Source organism: Paraburkholderia diazotrophica, assembly GCF_038900755.1.
GTDB lineage: Bacteria > Pseudomonadota > Gammaproteobacteria > Burkholderiales > Burkholderiaceae > Paraburkholderia > Paraburkholderia diazotrophica_A.
Window position 1 is genome coordinate 915,477 of the sequence record NZ_JBBPEN010000001.1, and the last position, 22,054, is coordinate 937,530.

The 22,054-nt window shown below is 62.7% G+C and carries 19 protein-coding genes; 12 read left to right on the forward strand and 7 right to left on the reverse strand.

All coding sequences use genetic code 11. The features are described from left to right. The first annotated feature begins 40 nt into the window (after nucleotides 1–40). Entirely contained in the window at nucleotides 41–1,366 is a 1,326-nt protein-coding gene (gene oxlT / locus AABE10_RS04265) for an oxalate/formate MFS antiporter (protein WP_342932015.1), read from the forward strand. A gap of 221 nt (nucleotides 1,367–1,587) precedes the next feature. Here oxlT and AABE10_RS04270 read toward each other — a convergent pair whose 3' ends face one another. Next, nucleotides 1,588–1,965 (reverse strand): hypothetical protein, encoded by a 378-nt coding sequence (locus AABE10_RS04270; RefSeq protein WP_342932016.1) that lies wholly within the window; start codon nucleotides 1,963–1,965, stop codon nucleotides 1,588–1,590. Between the two features lie 271 nt (nucleotides 1,966–2,236). Between AABE10_RS04270 and AABE10_RS04275 the strand changes: the two genes are divergently transcribed. From AABE10_RS04275 to AABE10_RS04310, 8 genes are all read left to right on the forward strand, one after another. Beyond that, a complete protein-coding gene (locus AABE10_RS04275; RefSeq protein WP_342932017.1) occupies nucleotides 2,237–2,956 on the forward strand; it encodes a GntR family transcriptional regulator in 720 nt (239 codons plus the stop codon). Nucleotides 2,957–3,175: 219 nt separating this feature from the next. Further along, a complete protein-coding gene (gene oxc / locus AABE10_RS04280; RefSeq protein WP_342932018.1) occupies nucleotides 3,176–4,915 on the forward strand; it encodes an oxalyl-CoA decarboxylase in 1,740 nt (579 codons plus the stop codon). A 26-nt stretch (nucleotides 4,916–4,941) separates the two neighbouring features. Continuing rightward, nucleotides 4,942–6,192, forward strand: coding sequence for a formyl-CoA transferase (frc, locus tag AABE10_RS04285; RefSeq protein ID WP_342932019.1), 1,251 nt, complete (start codon nucleotides 4,942–4,944; stop codon nucleotides 6,190–6,192). A 122-nt stretch (nucleotides 6,193–6,314) separates the two neighbouring features. Continuing rightward, on the forward strand, nucleotides 6,315–6,746 hold the full coding sequence (locus AABE10_RS04290; protein ID WP_342932020.1) for a PAS domain-containing protein: 432 nt from the start codon (nucleotides 6,315–6,317) through the stop codon (nucleotides 6,744–6,746). Between the two features lie 106 nt (nucleotides 6,747–6,852). Continuing rightward, nucleotides 6,853–7,080: a hypothetical protein gene (locus AABE10_RS04295; RefSeq protein ID WP_090874102.1), complete on the forward strand. Its 228-nt coding sequence runs from the start codon at nucleotides 6,853–6,855 to the stop codon at nucleotides 7,078–7,080. 292 nt (nucleotides 7,081–7,372) lie between these two features. Beyond that, nucleotides 7,373–8,620 (forward strand): formyl-CoA transferase, encoded by a 1,248-nt coding sequence (gene frc / locus AABE10_RS04300; RefSeq protein WP_342932021.1) that lies wholly within the window; start codon nucleotides 7,373–7,375, stop codon nucleotides 8,618–8,620. Between the two features lie 95 nt (nucleotides 8,621–8,715). Further along, entirely contained in the window at nucleotides 8,716–9,516 is an 801-nt protein-coding gene (locus tag AABE10_RS04305; protein WP_342932022.1) for a fumarylacetoacetate hydrolase family protein, read from the forward strand. A gap of 167 nt (nucleotides 9,517–9,683) precedes the next feature. Beyond that, nucleotides 9,684–10,706 (forward strand): 2-dehydropantoate 2-reductase, encoded by a 1,023-nt coding sequence (locus AABE10_RS04310; RefSeq protein WP_342932023.1) that lies wholly within the window; start codon nucleotides 9,684–9,686, stop codon nucleotides 10,704–10,706. A gap of 74 nt (nucleotides 10,707–10,780) precedes the next feature. Here AABE10_RS04310 and AABE10_RS04315 read toward each other — a convergent pair whose 3' ends face one another. Further along, the gene (locus tag AABE10_RS04315; RefSeq protein WP_342932024.1) at nucleotides 10,781–11,893 is read right to left on the reverse strand and encodes a porin; all 1,113 of its coding nucleotides are present in this window, start codon (nucleotides 11,891–11,893) and stop codon (nucleotides 10,781–10,783) included. Between the two features lie 387 nt (nucleotides 11,894–12,280). Here AABE10_RS04315 and AABE10_RS04320 point away from each other — a divergent pair, with 387 nt between their 5' ends. Together AABE10_RS04320 and AABE10_RS04325 are read left to right on the forward strand one after the other, a co-directional pair. Beyond that, nucleotides 12,281–13,069: an SDR family oxidoreductase gene (locus AABE10_RS04320; protein ID WP_342932025.1), complete on the forward strand. Its 789-nt coding sequence runs from the start codon at nucleotides 12,281–12,283 to the stop codon at nucleotides 13,067–13,069. A gap of 17 nt (nucleotides 13,070–13,086) precedes the next feature. Continuing rightward, nucleotides 13,087–13,911, forward strand: coding sequence for a DUF72 domain-containing protein (locus AABE10_RS04325; RefSeq protein WP_342932026.1), 825 nt, complete (start codon nucleotides 13,087–13,089; stop codon nucleotides 13,909–13,911). Between the two features lies 1 nt (nucleotide 13,912). On the opposite strand, the gene AABE10_RS04330 is transcribed toward AABE10_RS04325, so the two are convergent. The 4 genes from AABE10_RS04330 to AABE10_RS04345 all read right to left on the reverse strand — a co-directional run bounded on the left by AABE10_RS04330 (nucleotide 13,913) and on the right by AABE10_RS04345 (nucleotide 17,482). Beyond that, a complete protein-coding gene (locus AABE10_RS04330) occupies nucleotides 13,913–14,293 on the reverse strand; it encodes a hypothetical protein (protein WP_342932027.1) in 381 nt (126 codons plus the stop codon). Between the two features lie 398 nt (nucleotides 14,294–14,691). Further along, nucleotides 14,692–15,843, reverse strand: coding sequence for a porin (locus tag AABE10_RS04335; protein ID WP_342932028.1), 1,152 nt, complete (start codon nucleotides 15,841–15,843; stop codon nucleotides 14,692–14,694). A gap of 274 nt (nucleotides 15,844–16,117) precedes the next feature. Continuing rightward, nucleotides 16,118–16,564 (reverse strand): hypothetical protein, encoded by a 447-nt coding sequence (locus AABE10_RS04340; protein WP_342932029.1) that lies wholly within the window; start codon nucleotides 16,562–16,564, stop codon nucleotides 16,118–16,120. Nucleotides 16,565–16,945: 381 nt separating this feature from the next. Further along, nucleotides 16,946–17,482 carry a cupin domain-containing protein gene (locus tag AABE10_RS04345; RefSeq protein WP_342932030.1) on the reverse strand — a complete coding sequence of 179 codons (537 nt, stop codon included), beginning with the start codon at nucleotides 17,480–17,482 and terminating at the stop codon, nucleotides 16,946–16,948. 305 nt (nucleotides 17,483–17,787) lie between these two features. On the opposite strand from AABE10_RS04345, the gene AABE10_RS04350 reads away from it, so the two are divergent. After that, nucleotides 17,788–20,622 (forward strand): sensor domain-containing phosphodiesterase, encoded by a 2,835-nt coding sequence (locus AABE10_RS04350; protein WP_342932031.1) that lies wholly within the window; start codon nucleotides 17,788–17,790, stop codon nucleotides 20,620–20,622. A gap of 7 nt (nucleotides 20,623–20,629) precedes the next feature. Here the strand turns inward: AABE10_RS04350 and AABE10_RS04355 are convergent, their stop codons facing one another. Next, complete coding sequence (locus AABE10_RS04355) at nucleotides 20,630–21,214, reverse strand: peroxidase-related enzyme (RefSeq protein ID WP_342932032.1); 585 nt, start codon at nucleotides 21,212–21,214, stop codon at nucleotides 20,630–20,632. Between the last annotated feature and the right edge of the window lie 840 nt (nucleotides 21,215–22,054).

Here is a 22,054-nt window from a genome sequence, read left to right on the forward strand (position 1 = left end):
GCTAAAGCGCGAACTGCCGTCGAGAGCGGAGACGATGCACATGAATGGAAACACCCGACAGGCGACGGGAAGCGGTTTCTTTTCGAACCGTTGGTGTCAGTTGGTCATCGGCATGCTGTGCATGGCGCTGGTCGCGAATCTTCAATATGCGTGGACGCTCTTCGTCGCTCCGATGAATGCGCGGCACCACTGGGGCCAGGCATCGATTCAGCTTGCCTTCTCGATCTTCATTCTCACTGAAACATGGCTCGTGCCCGTCGAAGGGTGGCTCGTCGACCGCTTCGGTCCGCGTCCCGTCGTGGCGGGCGGCGCGCTCTGCGCGGGCCTTGCATGGGTGCTGAATTCATACGCGACGACGCTGCCCGAACTCTATGCGGCGTCTGTCATCGCCGGCATCGGCGCGGGCGGCGTGTACGGCACGTGCGTCGGCAACGCGCTGAAGTGGTTCCCGGACAAGCGCGGCCTCGCCGCGGGTCTGACGGCGGCGGGCTTCGGCGCGGGCGCGGCCGTGACCGTGATCCCGATCGCAAACATGATTACGCGCTCAGGTTATGAGCACACGTTCCTGTTCTTCGGCATCCTGCAAGGCGTGTGCATCTTCGTGCTCGCGCTGCTGCTGAAGAAGCCGGTCGCGCGCGCGGCAAGCGGCGTGAAGCGAAAGTTCGCCGTGACGAAGGTCGATTTCACGCCGGGTCAGATGATCAAGGCGCCTGTGTTCTGGGTGATCTATCTGTCGTTCGTCGCGGTCGCGGCGGGCGGCCTGATGGCGACCGCTCAGCTCGGTCCGATCGCGAAAGACTGGGGCCTCGCGAAGCTGCCGATGACGCTCTTCGGCGCCACGCTGCCGCTGCTCACGATGACGCTGTCGATCGACAACATCTGCAACGGCTTCACGCGTCCGCTGTGCGGTTTCATCTCCGACAAGATCGGCCGCGAGAACACGATGTTCGCGATCTTCATCGGCGAAGGGCTCGCGCTGCTCGGGATGATGCAGTACGGCCAGAACCCGTATGCGTTCATGACGTTCGCGGCGCTTATTTTCCTGTTCTGGGGCGAGATCTTCTCGATCTTCCCGGCGATCTGCGCGGACACGTTCGGCAGCAAATACGCGGCGGCCAATGCCGGTACGCTCTACACGGCGAAGGGCACGGCGTCGCTGATCGTGCCGATCGCATCGGTGCTCGCGGCGACGGGCGGCTGGAACCTGGTGTTCATCGTGTCGGCCGTGGTGACGATTGCGGCGGGCGTGTCGGCGAAATTCATCCTCGCGCCGATGCGAGCGCGTTGGATCGAGACGTCGGGGGCGCGCGCTTCGCTTGCTTCTGCAAGCAGTTCGTCGCCGTTGGGCGCCAGCTCGGGAGACTGACGAAGGGCGCTGCTGCGCAAGCGGCGCTGTGTGATCGCATGACCGAAGGAAGCTGAAGCGGTGCATGGCTTAAATCGCCATGCACCGCTTTTTGTTTGGTTATTCGGGTGACGTCAGTCGACTAGCCGATACCCAGAAAAAAGTCTCCCGCGCCGCGATGCACGGAAGACTTCGTTCGGCTTGCACCATCGGCGGCTTGCTGGCTCGTAGCCGCCTGCGGATCACGCGCCTGCCAGCGCCGGCAGGCCGGCGTCGTCGGCGAAGTACTGGGCGATCGAGAACGCCGCCGACCGCTGCGCGCGGCCGCTGGATGCCTCGACTCGCGTCGGCAGCGCGTCCGGCGTGTGCGCGCGCTTCTTCGCGAGAATCGCCTCGCTCAGGAACTCCGCGCTGTAAGCGTTGAGCAAATGCGGCTGCTGCGCCTCGATGTACGCGACGACGCGCGCATGTTCGCCGTCGATCGCCGCAAGCGATGTCAGCGTTTGCGCGTCCCAGCGAAAACGCAGCCCCAGGTCGGCGAATGCGCTATTGAACGCGCACAGCTGCGCATCGACTGCGCGGTCGTAGTCAGTCCGGTGTCCATCGTGTGGGTTGCGCATGATCTCCTCCATTTCATCGATTCCGTGGAGGACAGCATAGGTCGCGCAATCGATTCACGATAGTTAAAGTTTTCTTTGAAAACCATTGATCAACGTTTATGGAAAGGGTGCTGCAAACCCAGGGTGCAGGAGAGTTGGTGTCCAGTAGATATGTGATATACAGTATTGCGCATATACAAAGAGGCCATCGCGAGGCCCCACGACCGCGCCCACCAGGCGCATGAGCCAAGCGGACCACCACCGTTTTCGACAACGAGGAGACACGTCGACCATGTCCACCGACACGCAAGAGAATGTCCGCACGGTCCCGTTGAGCCTGAACCTGACGCCGATCAGCGCAACGGCATCGCTACGCGACCAGGCGTATGCGCGGCTGAAGCATGCGATCGCGAACACCGACATCTACCACTCGCGTGAAGAAGTGCGTCTGGATGAGAAGGAGCTGACCGAAGCGCTCGGCGTGAGCCGCACGCCGGTTCGCGAGGCGATGACGCTGCTCGAACAGGAAGGCTTTCTGCGCACGATCCCGCGTCGCGGCGTCTACATCCTGCGCAAGACGAAGAAAGAAATCGTCGAGATGATCTGCATGTGGGCCGCGCTCGAAAGCGTGGCGGCGCGACTTGCGACCCAGCGCGCGTCCAACGAGGACATCGCGCGGCTACGCGCGATGTTCGATCACTTCAACGAGGCCACGCCGACCGATCACATCGAAGAGTACTCGGAGGTGAACATCGCGTTTCACCAGGCGCTCGTCGAGCTCTTCGGCTCGCAGATCATCCTCGATACGATCAAGAACATCTTCATGCACGTGCGCGCGATACGTCGCATGACGATCGCGCAGAGCGACCGCGCGACGCGCTCGATCGAGGACCACATGCGCATCATCGAAGCGCTCGAGGCGCGCGACACCGAGCGCGTCGAAACGCTCGTGCGCCAGCACTCGCTCGACCTCGCGCTGTACGTCGAAGCGCATTGCGATTTTCTGGACTGAGGTCTCGCAAACCCCTCGCACGACCCCAGGACTATCCCGTAGGGGCGCTTGATGCAGCGCACGATTCAAGCGCCCACACCCTTCAGACACAAAGCCCCAGCGATCTTTTGCGATGCAGCAGCACGAACAGACAGCCGCAAAAAACCGTTGACTAATATTGTGTTTGGAATATTGTATATCACGAGACGCCACACAACACCCGGCCAAGGAGGAGACGTCATGGCAGATGTACTTGAGATCAGACCGCAGGAATCCGCTGAAGAGAACGCACAACAAATGACGGACGGTTTCCACCTCGTCATCGATGCACTGAAAGCGAACGATATCGACACGATTTTCGGTCTGGTCGGCATTCCTATCACCGACCTTGCGCGCCTCGCGCAAGCCGAAGGAATGCGCTTTATCGGTTTCCGTCACGAGCAGCATGCGGGCAATGCCGCCGCCATCGCTGGCTACATGACACAAAAGCCCGGCATTTGCCTCACGGTGTCCGCGCCGGGCTTTCTGAACGGCCTTACGGCACTCGCCAACGCAACGACGAACTGCTTCCCGATGATCCTGATCAGCGGATCGAGCGAGCGTGAAATCGTCGACCTGCAACAGGGCGACTACGAAGAGATGGACCAGCTGAACGCGGCGAAGCCGTACGCGAAGGCTGCGTATCGCGTGCTGCACGCGGAGGACATCGGCATCGGCGTTGCACGTGCGATCCGCGCGGCCGTGTCGGGCCGTCCAGGCGGCGTGTATCTGGACCTGCCCGCAAAGCTGCTGTCGCAAACCATCGATGCCGTGAAGGCGAAGCAATCGCTCGTGCGCGTGATCGACGCGGCGCCGCGCCAGCTGCCCGCGCCGGATTCGGTGAAGCGCGCGATCGATCTGCTCAAGGGCGCGAAGCGTCCGCTCGTGCTGCTCGGAAAGGGCGCTGCGTACTCGCAGGCTGACAAGGAAATCCGCGCGTTCATCGAGAAGACGGGGATCCCGTATCTGCCGATGTCGATGGCCAAGGGCCTGCTGCCCGACACGCACGAGCAATCGGCCTCCGCCGCGCGTTCGTTCGTGCTCGCCGAATCCGACGTCGTCGTGCTGGTCGGCGCGCGCCTGAACTGGCTGCTGTCGCACGGCAAGGGCAAGACGTGGGGCAACCCGAAGAAGTTCGTCCAGATCGACATCTCGCCGCAGGAAATGGACAGCAACGTCGCGATTGCGGCGCCGCTCGTCGGCGACATCGCATCGTGCGTAGCCGCGCTCGTCGATCAGGTCGGCGATAACTTCCCGCAGCCGCCGAAGGAATGGCTCGACGCCGTCAACGAGAAGAAGAACAAGAACCTCGAAAAGATGGCGGCGACGCTCGCGAAGAGTCCAACGCCCATGAACTTCCACAGCGCGCTGCGCGTGCTGCGCGACATCGTCAAGGCGAACCCCGACATCAACGTCGTGAACGAAGGCGCGAACACGCTCGACTATGCGCGCGCCATCATCGACATGTACCAGCCGCGCAAGCGCTTCGACTCGGGTACGTGGGGCGTGATGGGCATCGGCATGGGCTTCGCGATCGGCGCGGCCGTGACGAGCGGCAAGCAGGTTCTCGCGATCGAAGGCGATAGCGCATTCGGTTTCAGCGGCATGGAGCTGGAGACGATCTGCCGCTACGAGTTGCCCGTCTGCACGGTGATCTTCAACAACAACGGCGTGTATCGCGGCACCGACGTGAACCCGACGGGCGGCAAGGACGTCGCGCCGACCGTGTTCGTGAAGGACGCGCGCTACGACAAGATGATCGAAGCCTTCGGCGGCATCGGCTACAACGTGACGACGCCCGAAGAACTCGAAAAGGCCCTCAAGGAAGCCATCGCATCCGGCAAGCCGACGCTGATCAATGCAGTGATCGACGAGGCTGCCGGTACGGAAAGCGGACGCCTGACCAATCTGAACCCGCAAAGCGCGGCAATGAAAAAGTGACCTCAGCCAACCACGGAGATACGAAAGTGACCAAACCCCTTGAAGGCGTCAAGATCATCGACTTCACGCACGTGCAGGCAGGTCCTGCGTGCACGCAGCTGCTCGCCTGGTTCGGCGCGGATGTGATCAAGGTCGAGCGTCCGGGCGCGGGCGATGTGACGCGCAACCAGCTGCGCGATATCCCCGGCGTCGACGCGCTGTACTTCACGATGCTCAACAGCAACAAGCGTTCGCTGACGCTCGACACGAAGACGCAAGACGGCAAGGAAGTGCTCGAACGGCTGATCAAGGAATCGGACGTGCTGGTCGAGAACTTCGCACCGGGCGCGCTGGACCGCATGGGCTTCACGTGGGAGCGCATCAACGAGCTGAATCCGAAGATGATCGTCGCGTCGGTGAAGGGCTTCAGCGACGGCCACCACTACGACGACCTGAAGGTCTATGAAAACGTCGCGCAGTGCGCAGGCGGCGCCGCGTCGACGACGGGATTCTGGGACGGTCCGCCGACGGTGAGCGCAGCAGCGCTCGGCGACAGCAACACGGGCATGCACCTCGCGATCGGCATTCTCACCGCGCTGATCGGCCGCGACAAGACGGGCAAGGGCCAGAAGGTGGCGGTGTCGATGCAGGACAGCGTGATCAACCTGTGCCGCGTGAAGCTGCGCGACCAGCAGCGTCTGGATCGCGTCGGCTATCTGGAAGAGTATCCGCAGTATCCGCACGGCGAGTTCACGGATGTCGTGCCGCGCGGTGGCAATGCGGGCGGCGGCGGTCAGCCGGGCTGGGTGTTGAAGTGCAAAGGCTGGGAGACCGATCCGAACGCGTACATCTACTTCACGGTTCAGGGCCACGCGTGGGAGCCGATCTGCCGCGCGATCGGCAAGCCGGAGTGGATCGACGATCCCGCGTATAAGACGGCCGAAGCGCGCCAGCCGCACATCTTCGATATCTTCAACACGATCGAACAATGGCTTGCCGACAAGACGAAGTTCGAAGCCGTCGACATCCTGCGCAAGTTCGACATTCCGTGCTCGCCGGTTCTGTCGATGAAGGAAATCGCCAATGACGAATCGCTGCGCAAGAGCGGCACGATCGTCGAAGTGGACCACAAGGCGCGCGGCAAGTACCTGACGGTCGGCAGCCCGATCAAGTTCTCGGACATGAAGCCGGAGATCAAGGGTTCGCCGCTGCTCGGCGAGCACACGGAAGAAGTGCTCAAGGGTCTCGGCTACAGCTTCGACCAGATCGCCAGCATGCGGGAAGCGAAAGTGGTGTAATCGCAGAGGCGTTTCAACGGGCTCCGTATGCGGCAACAGCGCCAGCAGCGGAGCCCTGTCGAACAGCGCCTTAGCCAGGCGCTGTTTTTCACTGAGCGGCAGCCATATACACGAGCCCCAATATGCAAGCAGCCATCGATTACGAACAACTGGTCAACGCGATCGGCGATGCCGTCGTCATCTCCGACAAGAGCGGCGCGATCACGCTGTGGAATCCCGCAGCCGAGCGCATGTTCGGATTCACGCAAGAAGAAGCACTCGGCAAATCACTCGATCTGATCATTCCCGAACGTCTGCGCGGGCGTCATTGGGAAGGCTACGAAAAGACCATGGCGACGGGACAGACGCGCTATGGCAACGATGTGCTGCGGGTGCCGTCCGTCCACAAGGATGGCCGCGCGCTGTCCATCGCTTTTACCGTTGCACTGCTGTATTCGGATACGCGCGAACTGACGGGCATCGTTGCCGTCATTCGCGACGAAACCGCGCGCTTCCAGGAAGACCGCAATCTGCGCAAGCGCATCGCGGAACTCGAGGCGCGCGTCAGCGCCTGAAGTGTCGTTCCGGGTTGTTGCTCGCGGGCGGCGCGTGCGCCGTCCCGCACTCGCGCAGTCAATATCACGTCGATCGCCATCGCGGCGATCAGCACGGAGAACATCGATGCGTGTAGAAACGTTCGGGCCGTATCAAGTCGAATTGTCGGCCATGCAGTTCATTCACAACGGCGGCTGGGCCGCATTCGCCGCCGTGCGCAAACTCGACGACGGCGCCGAGGCGCCCGTTCATGTCCTGCCGTATCAACAGGTCGCCGACCACACCGTATTCGCCACCGAAGCCGCGGCTATCGCAGCCGCGCGTGGTGCCGCCTTTGCGTTGATCGAGCCGTAGGCTCGCCGATCGCGCCGCTTCTCCCTTCACGCTTCCACAATCTGCCGACCGCCAGCATCGCATTCGCCTTCGGGCGGAACGCGAGGGCGGGGCGCGTCCGCAGTGGGCGCTGAGTACCTGCGTTGCCCATAAGGGTTTTTCCCCGCAAAAAAACGCCCGAAAAAGCTTGCTCAAATACCGGGCTGTAAATACGATATATCACATATCAGATGCATTCGAAGCCTGGGCAGGACAGTCCCGAAGCGCGCGAACAGCGTCCGCAACGTACAGCAAACAATGATGGAGACGTAGCATGGGCAAAGCACTCGACGGTGTGCGCATTCTCGATTTCACGCATGTGCAGTCGGGGCCGACGTGCACGCAGCTGCTGGCGTGGTTCGGCGCGGACGTGATCAAGGTGGAGCGCGCGGGCGCGGGCGACATCACGCGCGAGCAATTGCGCGACGTTGCGGGCGCCGACAGCCTGTACTTCACGATGCTCAACCACAACAAGCGCTCGGTGACGATCGACACGAAGAATCCCGAAGGCAAGCTCGTGCTCGAAGCGCTGATCCAGAAGTGCGACGTGCTGGTGGAGAACTTCGCGCCGGGCGCGCTCGATCGCATGGGCTTCACGTGGGAGCGCATCCAGGAGCTCAATCCGCGGATGATCGTCGCGTCGGTGAAGGGCTTCGGTCCGGGGCCGTACGAGGACTGCAAGGTGTATGAGAACGTCGCGCAGTGCGTGGGCGGCGCGGCGTCGACGACGGGCTTCGACGATGGCCCGCCTGTCGTGACGGGCGCGCAGATCGGCGACAGCGGCACGGGTTTGCATCTGGCGCTGGGGATCGTGACGGCGCTCTATCAGCGCACGATGACGGGTCGCGGCCAGAAGGTGCTCGCGGCGATGCAGGACGGCGTGCTGAACCTGTGCCGCGTGAAGCTGCGCGACCAGCAGCGTCTGGAGCGCACGGGCGTGATGAAGGAGTATCCGCAGTATCCGAACGGCACGTTCGGCGAGGCGGTGCCGCGCGCGGGCAATGCATCGGGTGGCGGTCAGCCGGGCTGGATTCTCAAGTGCAAGGGCTGGGAGCACGACCCGAACGCGTATATCTACTTCATCACGCAGGCGCCCGTGTGGGTGAAGATCTGCAACGTGATCGGCAGGGAAGAGTGGGCGACGCATCCGGACTACGCGACGCCCGACGCGCGCCTGCCGCGCCTGAAGGAAATCTTCGCGGAAGTCGAGCGCTGGACGATGACGAAGACCAAGTTCGAGGCGATGGAAATCCTGAACAAATACGACATTCCCTGCGGTCCGATCCTGTCGATGAAGGAGATCGCCGAGGACGAGTCGCTGCGCAAGACAGGCACGATCGTCGAGGTCGATCACCCTGTGCGCGGCAAGTATCTGACGGTAGGCAATCCGATCAAGCTGTCGGACAGCCCGACGGAAGTGACACGCTCGCCGCTGCTCGGCGAGCACACGGACGAAGTGATGGCCGAACTCGGCTATTCGCCCGCGCAGATCGACGCGCTCAGAACGGCCGGCGCGATCTAAGCCAGCCTGAACAACGAAAACACAAACACGCTTCAACTCGTGACGCGGGCGTATTCACCGTGTCGGTCGATAAAAAACATTGTGGAGACGGTTCGATGACATCGTGGATACGCTTTCGGCAGCCGCAAGGACATATCGGTTTCGGCGTGCTCGATAACGCAAGCATTGCCGAATACGACGGCGAGATGTTCAGCGACGCGAAACCCAGCGGCAAGCATTGGCCGCTGAACGAAGTCGAGTTGCTGAGTCCGTGCATGCCGACCAAGGTCGTCGCGCTCTGGAACAACTTTCACGCGCTGTCGCAGAAGCTCGGCAAGGCCGCGCCGTCGCATCCCCTCTTTCTGATCAAGCCGCCGATGTCGGTGATCGGCCCCGGCGCGCCGATTCGCCGGCCGAAAGGCTACAGCGGCAAGATCGCATACGAAGGCGAGCTCGGCATCGTGATCGGCAAGCGCTGCACGAATGTCTCACCCGAGGTCGCCGACGACTATATCTTCGGCTACACGTGCATCAACGACGTCACGGCCGTCGACCTGCTGAACGAAGATCCGAATTTCGCGCAATGGTGCCGCTCGAAAGGCTTCGATACGTTCAGCTGCATCGGTCCCGTCATCGAACGCGAATTCGACTGGCGCAACGCGAGTGTCGTCACGCGTCTCGACGACGTCGAGCGCCAGAACTATCCGCTCTCGGACATGATCTTCACGCCCGCCGAACAGGTCAGCATGATTTCGCACGACATGACGCTGATGCCTGGCGACGTGATCGCGTGCGGCACGTCGATCGGCGTCGGCTCGATCAAAGACGGCTCGACGGTGGTGGTGTCGATAGAAGGCATCGGCGCCTTGCCGAACCAGCTTGCGGCTGCTCGCCCCGTCGAGGCGGCCGCGCAATAAACGCGCATTGGGTACGCGGATGAGTCGGCCGCGCGTTTCGTCAATATGCCCGTCAACGAGCGGGTGCATGAGTCGGCAACGATGAACCGACGATGACGATCGCGCGCCGCGTCTTTGGACGCCCCGGCTCGATCTCACTGATCACTTCTTGGAATGGGAGCAGATAGATGAAGATCTGTGTTTATGGAGCCGGCGCGATTGGCGCATATGTCGGCGCACAGTTGGCGCTTGCGGGCGCGGATGTCAGTTTCGTCGCGCGCGGCCCGCATCTGGCCGCGATGCAGCGCAACGGCGTGCGTTTGCTGATCGACGATACCGAGCGTCTCGTCAACGTGCGCTGTTCATCGGACCCGCGCGAACTGGGTCCGCAGGACTACGTGATCATTGCACTGAAGGCGCATTCGGTGCCGGGTGTCGTCGATGCGATCCAGCCGCTGCTCGGACCGGATACGGCGATCGTCACGGCCGTCAACGGCATCCCGTACTGGTACTTCTACAAGCATGGCGGCGAGTTCGCGGGCACGACGCTCGAAAGCATCGACCCGGGCGGCACGCAATGGAAGAAGTTCGGACCCGAGCGCGCGATCGGCTGCGTCGTCTATCCCGCAGCGGAGATCGTCGAGCCGGGCGTGATCAAGCACGTGTACGGCAAGAAGTTTCCGATCGGCGAACCCGACGGCACGCGTTCGCCGCGTATCCAGGCACTGCACGAGATCATGGTGGCAGCGGGCCTTGAAGCGCCGATCCGCGACAACATCCGCGACGAAATCTGGCTGAAATTGTGGGGCAATCTGTGCTTCAACCCGATCAGCGCGCTCACGCACGCGACGCTCGATGTCATCACGAGCAACGTCGGCACGCGCGCCGTCGCCAGGACGATGATGCTCGAAGCGAAGTCGGTGGCTGACCGTTTCGGCGTGCATTTCCGCGTGGATGTCGAAAGGCGTATCGACGGCGCGGGCGCCGTGGGCGCGCACAAGACTTCGATGTTGCAGGATCTCGAAGCCGGACGTCCGATGGAGATCGACCCGCTGCTGACCGTCGTCCAGGAGATGGGGCGCCTCGTCAGTCACGACACGCCGACCATCGACACGGTGCTTGCGCTCATCAAGCTGCGCGAGCAGATCGCGCAGCAGAAGGACACGGGTGCGGCGCACGCTGCGAAGCCGGAACAGGCGAAAGCCGCGTAACGGCGTGTAGCCATCGCGCACTTGCACGCGCGGGCCGCCTCATCCACGCAAGCGGATGGACGGCCCACGCGCGCTCAGAAGATATGCATCAAGCCGACGTACGCGCCCGTCTGCGATTCGCCCGGCAACGGGTTCGTGCTGGCATTGCCCGTCGCATCGCGTGAAGTTGCGAGCAGCGAGAAGTTCGACTGGCTGCTGTTGCGCACGTAAGCGACGGTGCCGTACAGAAACGTGCGCTGGCTCAGGTGATAGGTGGACCCGAGCGTGAACATCGTCGCATGTCCAGCGGGGTCGTGCGTCGCGTCGCCCGAGCCTTCGTTCACGTGCACGTAGAAGGCCGCGGCCGTGACCGCGAACTGATGGGTCGCATCCCATGTCGCGCCGAGCCAGTAGTAATCGGCGCTGTCGGACAGACCGGCGGGCGTGTCGGGCGCGGAGAAATGCGTATAGGCGCCCTGAATCTTCACTTTCGACACGCGCACATTCGCGCCGACAAAGAACTCGCGCGAGCTGGTGAAGATATTCGTCATGCGTCCGTCCGCATTGCGCAGTTCGTCGTAGATGCCGCGCACGTCGAACAATTGCGAGTGATACGTCAGCATGATGCCGTCCGAGCGGCCGAACTCGCCGGGCGCGCCCCGGTTGAACCCGTTCGCCTGATTGCCGAATGCGTACTGCGCCTGCACGTCGAAGCCATAAAAGACGGGGCTGTGATACTCGACGTTGTTGCTCGTCTGCTGCCAGTTCCGTCCACGCACCAGCGATGCCGATGAAAATGCCTGCTGCACGAAGGGATCGAATTCCCATACGCCGTCGCTGTCGATGAACAGATTGCGGCCCGCCTGAATCTGCCCGAAGCGCTTGTCGGCGAGCCCGACATAAGCGCGGCGCGAAAAGAGCCGGCCGCCGCCCGTCGTGCCGTTCATCACCTGCAGCGCCGTTTCCAGATCGAATACCGACGACAGCTCGCCGCCCAGATCCTCCGAGCCCTTGAAGCCCAGCATGCTCGTGCCCCAGTCGCCGCCTTCGGCGGTCCAGCTGGAGGTGCTGCCGCCCGAAGGCGTGGCGATGTGATTCAGGTACTGGAGGCCGCCGTCGAGGCGTCCATAGAGCGTCACGCTGTTCTGCGCAAGCGCGGCAGGGCTGACGAGCGCGATCAGCACGGCAAGCAGGGTACGTCGTTTCATTGGCGTCTCCGCATATCCTTGATCGGATGGATAGCTTGTTATTCGACATCGGGTTCACGCGCTACCCGGTTTGCATACGAGATCCGCATGCGATGAACAACCACGTCGACGAGGCTGGACGAACGTCTGTCGAATGCTAGCGCCGTTCGTTTTTTCATGCTGGCGCGTGCTCATTGACGCAGCGCCGTTCGCCGATATTGCAGCGACTCCGATGCGATTGCGTCGTCGTCTCAGTACGATCCACGTGTGTCGTCATGTCTGTCCTTCTGCACGATTTTTGCCGCGGTTCTACACTCGCGAATGCGGCGTCGCGATGCGAGCGCAAGCGCCATGCCACGCCGCTTGCTCGCGATGCATCTCACGCTCGACTTCAAAGGACATCGTCAAATGGATCTCAAGATCAAGGACAAGCTCGCGTTCGTGTCCGGCTCGACGAAGGGCATCGGCCATGCGATCGCAGTCGGACTCGCGCGCGAGGGTGCGCAGGTCATCGTCAACGGGCGCTCGCGGCAGTCGGTCGATCAGGCGATCGAAGCGCTGCGCACAAACGTGCCCGGCGCAAACGTACAAGGCTTTGCCGGCGACGTGTCCGATCCCGCGCAGGTCGCGCGTCTCGTCGAGCGCTTTCCGCACGTCGATATTCTCGTCAACAACATGGGCATCTTCGACCCGAAGCCGTTCGAAGAGATCTCGAATGAAGAGTGGCAGCGCTTTTTCAACGTCAACGTGCTGTCGGGCGTGCAGTTGTCGCGCGCGTATCTGCCGGGGATGAAGAAAAAGAACTGGGGGCGCGTGGTGTTCATCAGCAGCGAAAGCGGCATTCAGATTCCTACCGAGATGATTCACTATGGCTTGACCAAGACCGCGCAGCTCGCGCTGTCGCGTGGCCTTGCAGAGACATGCGCGGGCACCGCCGTGACGGTCAACGCGGTGTTGCCGGGGCCGACGAGTTCGGACGGCGTCGAGGAATTCGTCGCGAAGCTCTCGGGCGGACAAAGCTTCGAGGCCTTCGAGAAGCAGTTCTTCGAAGAAGCGCGTCCCAGCTCGATTCTCAAGCGCTTCACGACACCCGAGGAAGTGGCGAACATGGTCGTCTACGTGTGCTCGGATCTGTCGTCGGCGACCAATGGCGCGGCGTTGCGCGTGGACGGCGGCGTCGTGCGCGCCGCATTCTGATTCATAAAGGCGTCACGATGGCCACTCGAAAAAAGACGGCAACGCGCATACGCGTCGGTATCGGCGGCTGGACGTTCGAGCCGTGGCGCGGCGGCGTGTTCTATCCGGAAGGGCTCGCGCAGAAACGCGAACTGGAATACGCGAGCCAGCACCTGACGACGATCGAAATCAACGGCACGTTTTATGGCTCGCAAAAGCCCGAGACGTTTGCGAAGTGGCACGACGAAACGCCCGACGATTTCGTCTTTTCGCTGAAGGCGCCACGCTTCGCGACGCATCGTCGCGTGCTCGCGGAAGCGCGTGATTCCGTCGAACGCTTTCTTGCGAGCGGCGTGCTCGAACTGAAGAACAAGCTGGGCCCGATCAACTGGCAATTTGCGCCGACCAAGCAGTTCGATGCCGACGACTTCGGCAACTTCCTCGAACTGCTGCCCGCGGAAGTGAACGGGCACGCATTGCGTCACGCCATCGAAGTGCGCCACGCGAGCTTTTGCGACGAGGCGTTCGTCGCGCTCGCGCGCAAGCATGATGTCGCGATCATTATCGCGGGCGATTCGAAGTATCCGCAGATCGCCGATCCGACGGCCCCGTTCGTCTATGCGCGCATCATGGGCACGGAAGAGGCGAACCCGCTCGGTTATGCGGACGATGCGCTCGACCGATGGGTCGAGCGCGCGAAAGCATGGGCCGCGGGCGGCGCGCCCGACGATCTCGACAGCTACGGCCGTCCTGCGGCGAAGAAGGCGCGCGACGTGTACCTGTACGTGATCAGCGGCCACAAGGCGCACAATCCCGCAGCCGCAATGGCGCTGATCGAGAGGATCAACGACGCGGACGCGTGACCTAGCGCTCGGGCGCCTCCAGCGTGCACGACGATTCGTCGTCGCTTCGCGCGTCGGACGGCGTGCGGAAGGACGCGTTCTCTTCCGCGCCGCGTGCGACGGGCGGCTCGAATGCGGCCCACTGCGTCCAGCCGGGCACGGTGCCCGGCGTTCTAAGGCGCAGCGCGCGCGACCCGTCGACGAATACGAGCGACTCGAGATCGAACAGACCGTCCGCGCTGACGTCGCCCAGCGTCACGTGTCCCATTTGATGGGTGAAGTCGAGATTCCCTTCGCGCAGCATATCCAGATAGCTGTCGTGCGGCGAAGTATCGTGCTGCGCGGCGGGCGGCTTGACCGTCCACCGGTTCAACAGTTTCGCGGCGATTTCGGCATCGAACATCGTGATCTCTCCTCGCCTGATCATCGCAAGCACGATGACTTGCGGCGGGCTGGCATCCGCGTCGCAGCGGACTCTCCGTCAATAGTTAGCGCTTTCGCGAACGCGAAAGACATGCATGTACACCCATCACTATAGTCAAAATCATGGTGCAATGCACAAAGGGCCGTCGAGCTGTCGGTCCAATCGTTGTTTTGGCGTCAACGGCATGTGGCGTCGCGGGATCAAACGTTAGACAACCGCTAACGAAAGCGCGTGCTTTAGCGTGAAATGCGGCGATGCGGCGAATCGATCGAACAATGCGCGACGAGGTACGAAAAAAAAGCCCGCCGCACGAAATGCGGCAGGCTTTGAAAAGCAAAGTCCGGATGGATGATGTGACGCAGACTGAAGCAGAGCGATCAGAAGCGATGGCGCATGCCGATCGTGGCGACCACCTGATTGGCCGTCGACGAAGCGCCGCCCGACGTATTGATGAACGCGACATAGCCGTGGCCGATCGCGTGCTGATACATCGCTTCGGCGTACACGTCCGTGCGCTTCGAGAACGAATAGATGGCTTGCGCGTTGACCTGGTTGAACTTCGGATCGGAGCCGAACGCGCGCGAGCCGCTGGTGTGGCCGTCGGTGTACGTGTCCGTCAAGCCGAGGGTGACGGAAGGCGTCAGCGCGTACTTGAAGTTCAGATCGTAGTTGTCGAAGTGCATCGAGCCGTTCGTCATGCCGAATGCGGACGACTGCTGATAGTGGCTGTTCGTGTAGACGAAGCCGACCACCGCGGGACCGAACGCGTAGTTGATGCCCGCGCCGAACACGCGCTCGACACCCGCGCCGACCTGGAAGCCGCCCGTGCCGTTCGCGGCCGATTCGGCCGTATCGATCGCGCCGGCCGTGTTCGTCGTGCTGTTCGAGCCGTTGATCTGCAGATAGCCGGCCGCGATGTTCAACGGACCCCACTGATAGCTTGCGCCCGCGCTATACGCGCGGTTCATCGCGAAGTCGGTGCTGTTCGAGAATGCGTACAGCGCGCCGAACTTGAAGCCCGCGTAGTTGTTGCTCGCGTACTTGACCGAGTTGCTCATGCGCACCGAGTGGTTCAGGTTGTCGTTGTCGAACGGGTGCGCGAAGCCCGTATCGCCGAACGTGCCGGCCGTGCCCGACAGCGGCGCGACGAAGTCGACGAGCGAGTCGTACTGGCGGCCGAGCGTCAGCGTGCCGTACGTGCTGCTGCCGAGACCGACATACGCCTGGCGGCCGAACAGGCGGCTATGCTGGCCGAGCGTGCCGTTCTGCACGTTGAAGCCGTTTTCGAGCACGAAGAGCGCCTTGTAGCCGCCGCCCAGATCTTCTGCGCCGCGCACGCCGAAGCGGCTGCCGTTGATGGTGCCGCTCGTCGCCTGCCACAGCGCGCCCGTCGTGCCGCTCTTCTGCACGTTGTTGGTGTACATGAGACCCGCGTCGATGAGGCCATACAGCGTGACCGAGCTTTGCGCGTGTGCGGCCGATGCGGCAAACAGGCCGAGCACCGCGACTGCGGCGGGAATTCTTTTCATGGTTGAGCTCCAGCTAGTCCAGACAGTGAGTGAAAAAACAGCCTGGCGAGTATAGGAAAATGCGGGGCTCGATTTAACGCCGTGTGACTGAAGGAGACCCTTGCACGGCGACGCGGTAATGCGTCATCAAATCGAAACAATCGCGATGAAGAGCCGCCCGCGATTGACCCGCAGCGCATGAAACTGCGCGAGAAAGATTAGCGGCGGCGGGGTGGCCGTTTGATGGCAGCGCGCACCATTTGGGGAATTACAACGGTCTTGACTTTCGGCGTTCTCAGCCGTCGCTGCACACGATCGCCGTGAGGACGAAAGGCAGCACCTGCTTGACGGTCGCGCCGCTGCCGGCCTGCTGGACACGCACGCGCACCGACTCCGAAGGCCCCGACACGACGGCGCCATAGATCGAATCCGCTTCTTCCTTTCCTTTGCCTTTTCGGAAGATCGCGTCGTCGCGCTGATAGCCGAGTATCGCGTAGACGCGAAAGCCGAATGCCGTGAGATCGCGGCCGTGCAACGGACGAAATGCATTGACGGAATTCGCTTCGACGCGCATCGGATTCGGATCGATGTATTGATCGTCGAGCAGGGCCTGGATGAAAGTATGTGCGTCGGTCTTGCAGACGAGTTGCGCATCGAGTTCGAGCGCGTGCACGGGTAGTGCGCAGAGTCCCGTTCCCACTGCGGTCAGTACGGCAAGCGAATGGATGATGCCCTTTGTCATGGTACTGGCGCGAGACCCTGACCGGCGAACGTCGTTACGCGATGTTAGCCCGAACCCGCCGCGCACGTCAGCGAACATCAGCGGACGTCTGTACGGTAGCGATCGTTGCGCAGTGCTGCGCATGGGCGCATCGGCGATGCATTGGATACGTATCGGGCATGTGTCGCGCACGCATCGGACACGACCGGGCTGCGCGCGAGGCGGGTTCCAGGTCGCGCCTGCGCTTCGGGCAAGCCGTGCGCGCGCAATGCAATGCGCGAAACAAGCCGGCCTCGATCGACGTCGATGTCCGCGTCGCCGGCCCGGAACGATGATTTCGCGCGATGGCCGCGTGTCGAAGCGCTTGCGAAGGGTTTTTGGCGGCAAGTACAGCCGCGCGATTCACGCGGCCTTCAGCCAGTTCTCCGTCAGTGGCCCTTGTGCGCCGAGCACGGGATCGCTGTGAGGAAACGGCAGCGCCTCCATCGCGATGCGTTCCTTTTCGGTCAGCGCTTCGCGCCGTATGTCCCATTGCTGCCCCGGCGGATAGGCGCCGACGACCAGCAGCGGCCCGCTCGACGATTCGAGGCAGTGACCCGTGCCCGCGGGCAGCAGGACCACGTCGCCTGTTTCCAGATGCACGACGCGCCCGCCCGGCCCGCCGACGATCACATCCGCGGTGCCTCCCGCGATACCGAGCACCTCATGGGCCGAAGAATGAAAGTGGTGATAGTCGAAGACGCCGTTGCGCCATTTCGGCGGCCAGCCGTTGCGCGTGAACATCGCTTCGAACGTGGCGGCGAGCTTGTCGCCGTCGCCCGGATCGTCCAGCACGTCGCGATACAGGATGACGGGCAGATGCCCGTTGTTCGGCACCCAGTCGCGCGGGCCGAGCCGGAATGCGTCGGCGTGCACCGCGCCCCTCGAATGTGCTTGCATGTCTGCTCCTCGAAACGGTGCGCCGCGCAAGGGAACGGAAAGGATCAGTCGCCTGAGCGGCACGGACGTTAGCTAAACAGCAAGTGCCGTTCCGCAGCAATCAGGGCAAAACCGAATCGCGAGCGTCGTCGAGCAAACGTTTTCAGGCTGTCTCACGGATGTTATTTGCGGGTCAGATACATCAAGTTTGCTTTCGCTTTCGTCGATATAACAGTCCTGGATGAAACGGGGGCACGCACTGAAGAGCACATTCCCGTCGACGCCAACGAACGAAAAACAATCCTGGACGGCGCGAGGGCTGATTTATGTGGAATGCCGGTCTGTCGGCAAGCGGAACGGAGGCGCAATCGATCGACGATGCGGCGCGCGCCGTCGACGCGCTCGGCGCATCATGGGCGTGGTATCGCGCGGGCCAGCAGCTCGAACTGGTGCGCGAGGGCGCGACGCGTTTCGACTGGCCGCGCACGATCGTGCCTTCGATGCTGCACGACGCGTGCGCCGAGTATGGCTGGGTCGTGTGGCCCACGGGGCGCAGCGAGCTTGCGCTCGGCTGGCTGCTCGCGCCTGCCGCATTCGCATCCGATGCACGGCTTGCCGCGCTCGCGCGCGCGATCGGCGAGCAGATGCAGACGGATGCGCTGCTGCGCGCGCAGAACGTGCAGCGCGTGCTGTACGACATCGCGTATCTCGCCAGCTCGATCAGCGAGCGCACCGAATTCCTGCAGGCGATTCACGAACGGCTCGGCACGCTGATCGACGCGGAGAACTTCTATCTCGCGCTGTACGACGGCGAGACGGGCGCCGTCACGTACCCGTACTACGTCGACCTGATCGACACCGAGACCGTCGACGCGAACCACACGGACGTGGTCGATCCCGAGCGGCTGTCGCTGACGGGCTACGTGCTGACCACGGGCCAGCCGCTACTGATCGACGAGAAGGGCATCGCCGAGGCGGCCGCGGCGGGGCGCTTTCAATGTGTCGGACATCGGCCGAAGTTCTGGATGGGCGCGCCGTTGAAGAACGCGTCGGACGAAGTGTTCGGCATGGTGACGATGCAGGTCTACGACTCGTCGCGCATCTACAGCGCGGAGGATCGCGCGCTCTTTCTCGTCGTCGCGCGGCATGTGGCGATGGCGCTCGACCGCATTCTGCATCGCGTCGGACTCGAAGCCGAAGTGGCGCGCCGCACGGCCGAGCTGTCGCGTCTGAACGACACGTTGCGCGCGGAGATCGCCGAGCGCGAGCGCGCGCAGCATTTGCAGGCGGCGCTCTTTGAAATCGCGGAACTGTCGAGCCAATCCGTCGAAATCGGCAAGTTCTTTCGCAGCCTGCACGAGATCGTCGGCGGGCTGCTGTATGCGAAGAACTTCTATATCGCGCTGTTCGATCCCGCCACGGCGGAAGTGTCGTTTCCGTATTACATCGACGAAACGCTGCGCGACGTGCCCGCGCCACGCCGTGGCGAGCGCGGCCTCACCGAATACGTGATCCGCCGTCGCGTGCCGTGCCTGTTCGATACCGACGATGCCGTGCGTCTCGCCGAAGCGGGCGAGATCAGCCTCGACAGCGAGAACATTCGCTTGCGCTCGTGGCTCGGCGTGCCGATGTTCGACGGCGATGTCGTGCGCGGCGTGCTCGTCGTGCAGAGCTATTCGACGAGCGTGCGCTACGACGGGCGCGATCAGGAGCTGCTGACGTTCGTCTCGCGTCACATCGATACGGCGCTGTCGCGGCGGCGCGTCGCGGAGGCGCAGCATGCGGCAAATCTTGAACTCGAAGCGCGCGTGCTCGCGCGCACGCAGGAACTCGACGAGGCCAACGCGCGGCTGTTGCACGAGAACTATCACGACGCGTTGACGGGGCTGCCGAACCGCACGCATCTATACGAGCGGCTCGAAGCGGCGTGGCATGGCTACAGCCGGCGCGGCGAGCCGCTGTCGGTGCTGTTCATCGACCTCGACCGCTTCAAGGTCATCAACGACAGTCTCGGCCATCTGTTCGGCGATGCGTTGCTTGTCGAAGTGGCGGCGCGTCTGCGCGAATGTCTGCGGCGCGACGATCTGCTGGCGCGGCTGGGCGGCGACGAGTTCGCCGTCGTCGTGCCGGGCGCGAGCCTGCAAACGGTGCTGTCGCTTGCGGAACGCATCCTCGCGGCCTTCGATGCGCCGTTCAGCATCGACGAGCAGACGGTGTTCACGTCGTGCAGCGTCGGCGTCGTGAGCGCCGACAGCGCGTTCCATCTGAAGCCCGCCGATCTGCTGCGTGACGCGGATGCCGCGATGTATCGCGTGAAGAATCGCGGCCGCGACAGCTTCGCGGTGTTCAACCAGCAGATGTGCCGCGAGCTGTCGGATCAGATCGAAACGGAAGGCGCGCTGCGCAACGCGCTCAAGCGCGACGACGAACTGGTGCCGTATTTCCAGCCGATCGTCGATATCGCGACGGGCGAACTCGTCGCGCTCGAAGCGCTGATACGCTGGCGGCAGCCGAACGGCGAAATCTGGGCGCCGGGCCGTTTTTTGCCTGCTGTGGAAGGGCTCAAGCTGATCGGCCGGCTCGACATGTACATGCTCGCGCGCGTCGCCGAGATTCTGGCGCAGCGCGAGCATATCGACTGGCCGCTCGTGCAGGTCAATCTGTCGAGCTACAGCATTACGCGTCCCGAGTTCGCGAACGAGCTGCTCGAATTGCTCAAGCGCTACGACGTGCACCCGTCGCGCATCTCGCTCGAACTGACGGAAGGCGCGCTGGTCGCCGAGCCGGACCTTGCGCGCAACACGATGCAAAGCCTCGCGGACAACGGCATGTGCGTCGTTCTCGACGACTTCGGCACGGGCTTTTCGTCGTTGAGCTATGTGCACCAGTACCGCTTCAGCGGCCTGAAGATCGACAAGTCGTTCGTGCTCGAACTGACGCAGAGCACGCGCAGCCGCGCGATCGTGCGCGCGATCGTGCGGATGGCGGAATCGCTCGAATTGACGGTGGTTGCCGAAGGCATCGAAGATGAGCCGACGCTCGAACTGCTGCGCACGATCGGCGCGGCGCACGGACAGGGCTATCACCTCGCGCGGCCGATGTCGCTGGAAGACCTGATGTCGTCGCCGCTCTCGCCGCGCTCGAAGGCGCTCGAACAGTAGCGCCGTTTTATGTGCGAGGGACGCGGCCCATCAGATAGAACTCGTCGTTGGGCCGCATCGAAATGACGTTTGCCATCCGGTTCGACAAGCCGAAGAACGCGGTGATCGCGGCTATGTCCCAGATGTCGGCATCGCTGAAGCCGTGGCTGCGCAGCGTCGCGAAGTCATCGTCGTTCACCGAGGCCGAATCGCGGCACACCTTCACTGCGAAATCGAGCATCGCTTTCTGGCGCGGCGTGATGTCGGCCTTGCGGTAGTTGACTGCGATCTGATCCGCGAGCAGCGGCGCTTTTTCGTAGATGCGCAGAATGGCGCCGTGCGCGACGACGCAATACAGGCACTCGTTCACGGCGCTCGTCGCGACGACGATCATTTCGCGCTCCGCTTTCGTGAGGCCGCCTTCCTTCAGCATCAGCGCATCGTGATAGGAGAAGAACGCGCGGAATTCGTCGGGACGGTGCGCGAGCGTCAGGAACACGTTGGGCACGAAGCCGGCCTTGTCCTGGACTTCGAGAATCCGCGCGCGGATGTCGTCGGGCCATTCGGCTGGTGCGGGGACTGGGTAGCGGCTGATGGCGCGGGCGTTTGTCATGGCATGCCTCCTTTCCTTTGTCTGCGACGCTGGTGTTTGCTGGTCGATGTTTTCTGTCTGCGACGCTTTATTGTCGGTGTTTTTTGCCTTTGCGTTGGAATTCGCGAATGCGGTTTTTTGTTTTTGGTTTTTATGGCTTGCCGCGGGCATCCGCGATGCGCCTCGCGGCGCGGGTCTTGCCCCTGTGCGGGGCGGCACCTACTCTTCTTTGCCGCGGCAAAGAAGAGTAGGCAGAAGAAAGCCGCTCACACCGCCCGCACTTGACCATTACCCACGGGCTCTCAACGTCCCCATGTTTCGAGCGGCGGCGTACTGCCCTATGTAGTTGCCAACGTTCTGGCTAAACGCTTCACCCGCTTCATGCACGCGTGGCACGGCTAGGGACATCGAATGTTCCGGCGCCGCATGTCGGTAGTGAATGAGGTTGCTGTGTCGTACAGGGCAACGCCCGCACTTGAGTCGCATCGCGTAGCGAAGGTTTCCTGTGCAGTGCGAATGCCTACACACAGTTTGCCGCAAAGGGGCGCAGGAACGTTCGATGTCGCGGGCTGCAACGAGGGTCTATGAAGCAGGCCACGCGCTTAAGTAGTGCGCTGGCAACGCACGTGAGCCAGCGTGTTGCCGCATGGAGGATGGGGGATGTTGAGAGCCCGTGGGTAAACGACAAGCACTGGCGGTGTGAGCGGCTTTCTTCTGCCTACTCTTCTTTGCCGCGGCAAAGAAGAGTAGGTGCCGCCCCGCACAGGGGCAACGCCCGCGCCGCGAGGCGCAATCGCGGATGCCAGCGCAAAGGCAAAGGCAAAGGCAAAGGCAAAGGCAAAAGCAAAAGCAAAAGCAAAA

What these genes read in the sequence shown, in the direction of transcription:
- oxlT (WP_342932015.1), top strand. Translation starts at nt 41, where the DNA reads ATGAATGGAAACACCCGACAGGCGACGGGAAGCGGTTTCTTTTCGAAC.
- AABE10_RS04270 (WP_342932016.1), bottom strand. Translation starts at nt 1,965, where the DNA reads ATGCGCAACCCACACGATGGACACCGGACTGACTACGACCGCGCAGTC.
- AABE10_RS04275 (WP_342932017.1), top strand. Translation starts at nt 2,237, where the DNA reads ATGTCCACCGACACGCAAGAGAATGTCCGCACGGTCCCGTTGAGCCTG.
- oxc (WP_342932018.1), top strand. Translation starts at nt 3,176, where the DNA reads ATGGCAGATGTACTTGAGATCAGACCGCAGGAATCCGCTGAAGAGAAC.
- AABE10_RS04290 (WP_342932020.1), top strand. Translation starts at nt 6,315, where the DNA reads ATGCAAGCAGCCATCGATTACGAACAACTGGTCAACGCGATCGGCGAT.
- AABE10_RS04295 (WP_090874102.1), top strand. Translation starts at nt 6,853, where the DNA reads ATGCGTGTAGAAACGTTCGGGCCGTATCAAGTCGAATTGTCGGCCATG.
- frc (WP_342932021.1), top strand. Translation starts at nt 7,373, where the DNA reads ATGGGCAAAGCACTCGACGGTGTGCGCATTCTCGATTTCACGCATGTG.
- AABE10_RS04305 (WP_342932022.1), top strand. Translation starts at nt 8,716, where the DNA reads ATGACATCGTGGATACGCTTTCGGCAGCCGCAAGGACATATCGGTTTC.
- AABE10_RS04310 (WP_342932023.1), top strand. Translation starts at nt 9,684, where the DNA reads ATGAAGATCTGTGTTTATGGAGCCGGCGCGATTGGCGCATATGTCGGC.
- AABE10_RS04315 (WP_342932024.1), bottom strand. Translation starts at nt 11,893, where the DNA reads ATGAAACGACGTACCCTGCTTGCCGTGCTGATCGCGCTCGTCAGCCCT.
- AABE10_RS04320 (WP_342932025.1), top strand. Translation starts at nt 12,281, where the DNA reads ATGGATCTCAAGATCAAGGACAAGCTCGCGTTCGTGTCCGGCTCGACG.
- AABE10_RS04325 (WP_342932026.1), top strand. Translation starts at nt 13,087, where the DNA reads ATGGCCACTCGAAAAAAGACGGCAACGCGCATACGCGTCGGTATCGGC.
- AABE10_RS04330 (WP_342932027.1), bottom strand. Translation starts at nt 14,293, where the DNA reads ATGTTCGATGCCGAAATCGCCGCGAAACTGTTGAACCGGTGGACGGTC.
- AABE10_RS04335 (WP_342932028.1), bottom strand. Translation starts at nt 15,843, where the DNA reads ATGAAAAGAATTCCCGCCGCAGTCGCGGTGCTCGGCCTGTTTGCCGCA.
- AABE10_RS04340 (WP_342932029.1), bottom strand. Translation starts at nt 16,564, where the DNA reads ATGACAAAGGGCATCATCCATTCGCTTGCCGTACTGACCGCAGTGGGA.
- AABE10_RS04345 (WP_342932030.1), bottom strand. Translation starts at nt 17,482, where the DNA reads ATGCAAGCACATTCGAGGGGCGCGGTGCACGCCGACGCATTCCGGCTC.
- AABE10_RS04350 (WP_342932031.1), top strand. Translation starts at nt 17,788, where the DNA reads ATGTGGAATGCCGGTCTGTCGGCAAGCGGAACGGAGGCGCAATCGATC.
- AABE10_RS04355 (WP_342932032.1), bottom strand. Translation starts at nt 21,214, where the DNA reads ATGACAAACGCCCGCGCCATCAGCCGCTACCCAGTCCCCGCACCAGCC.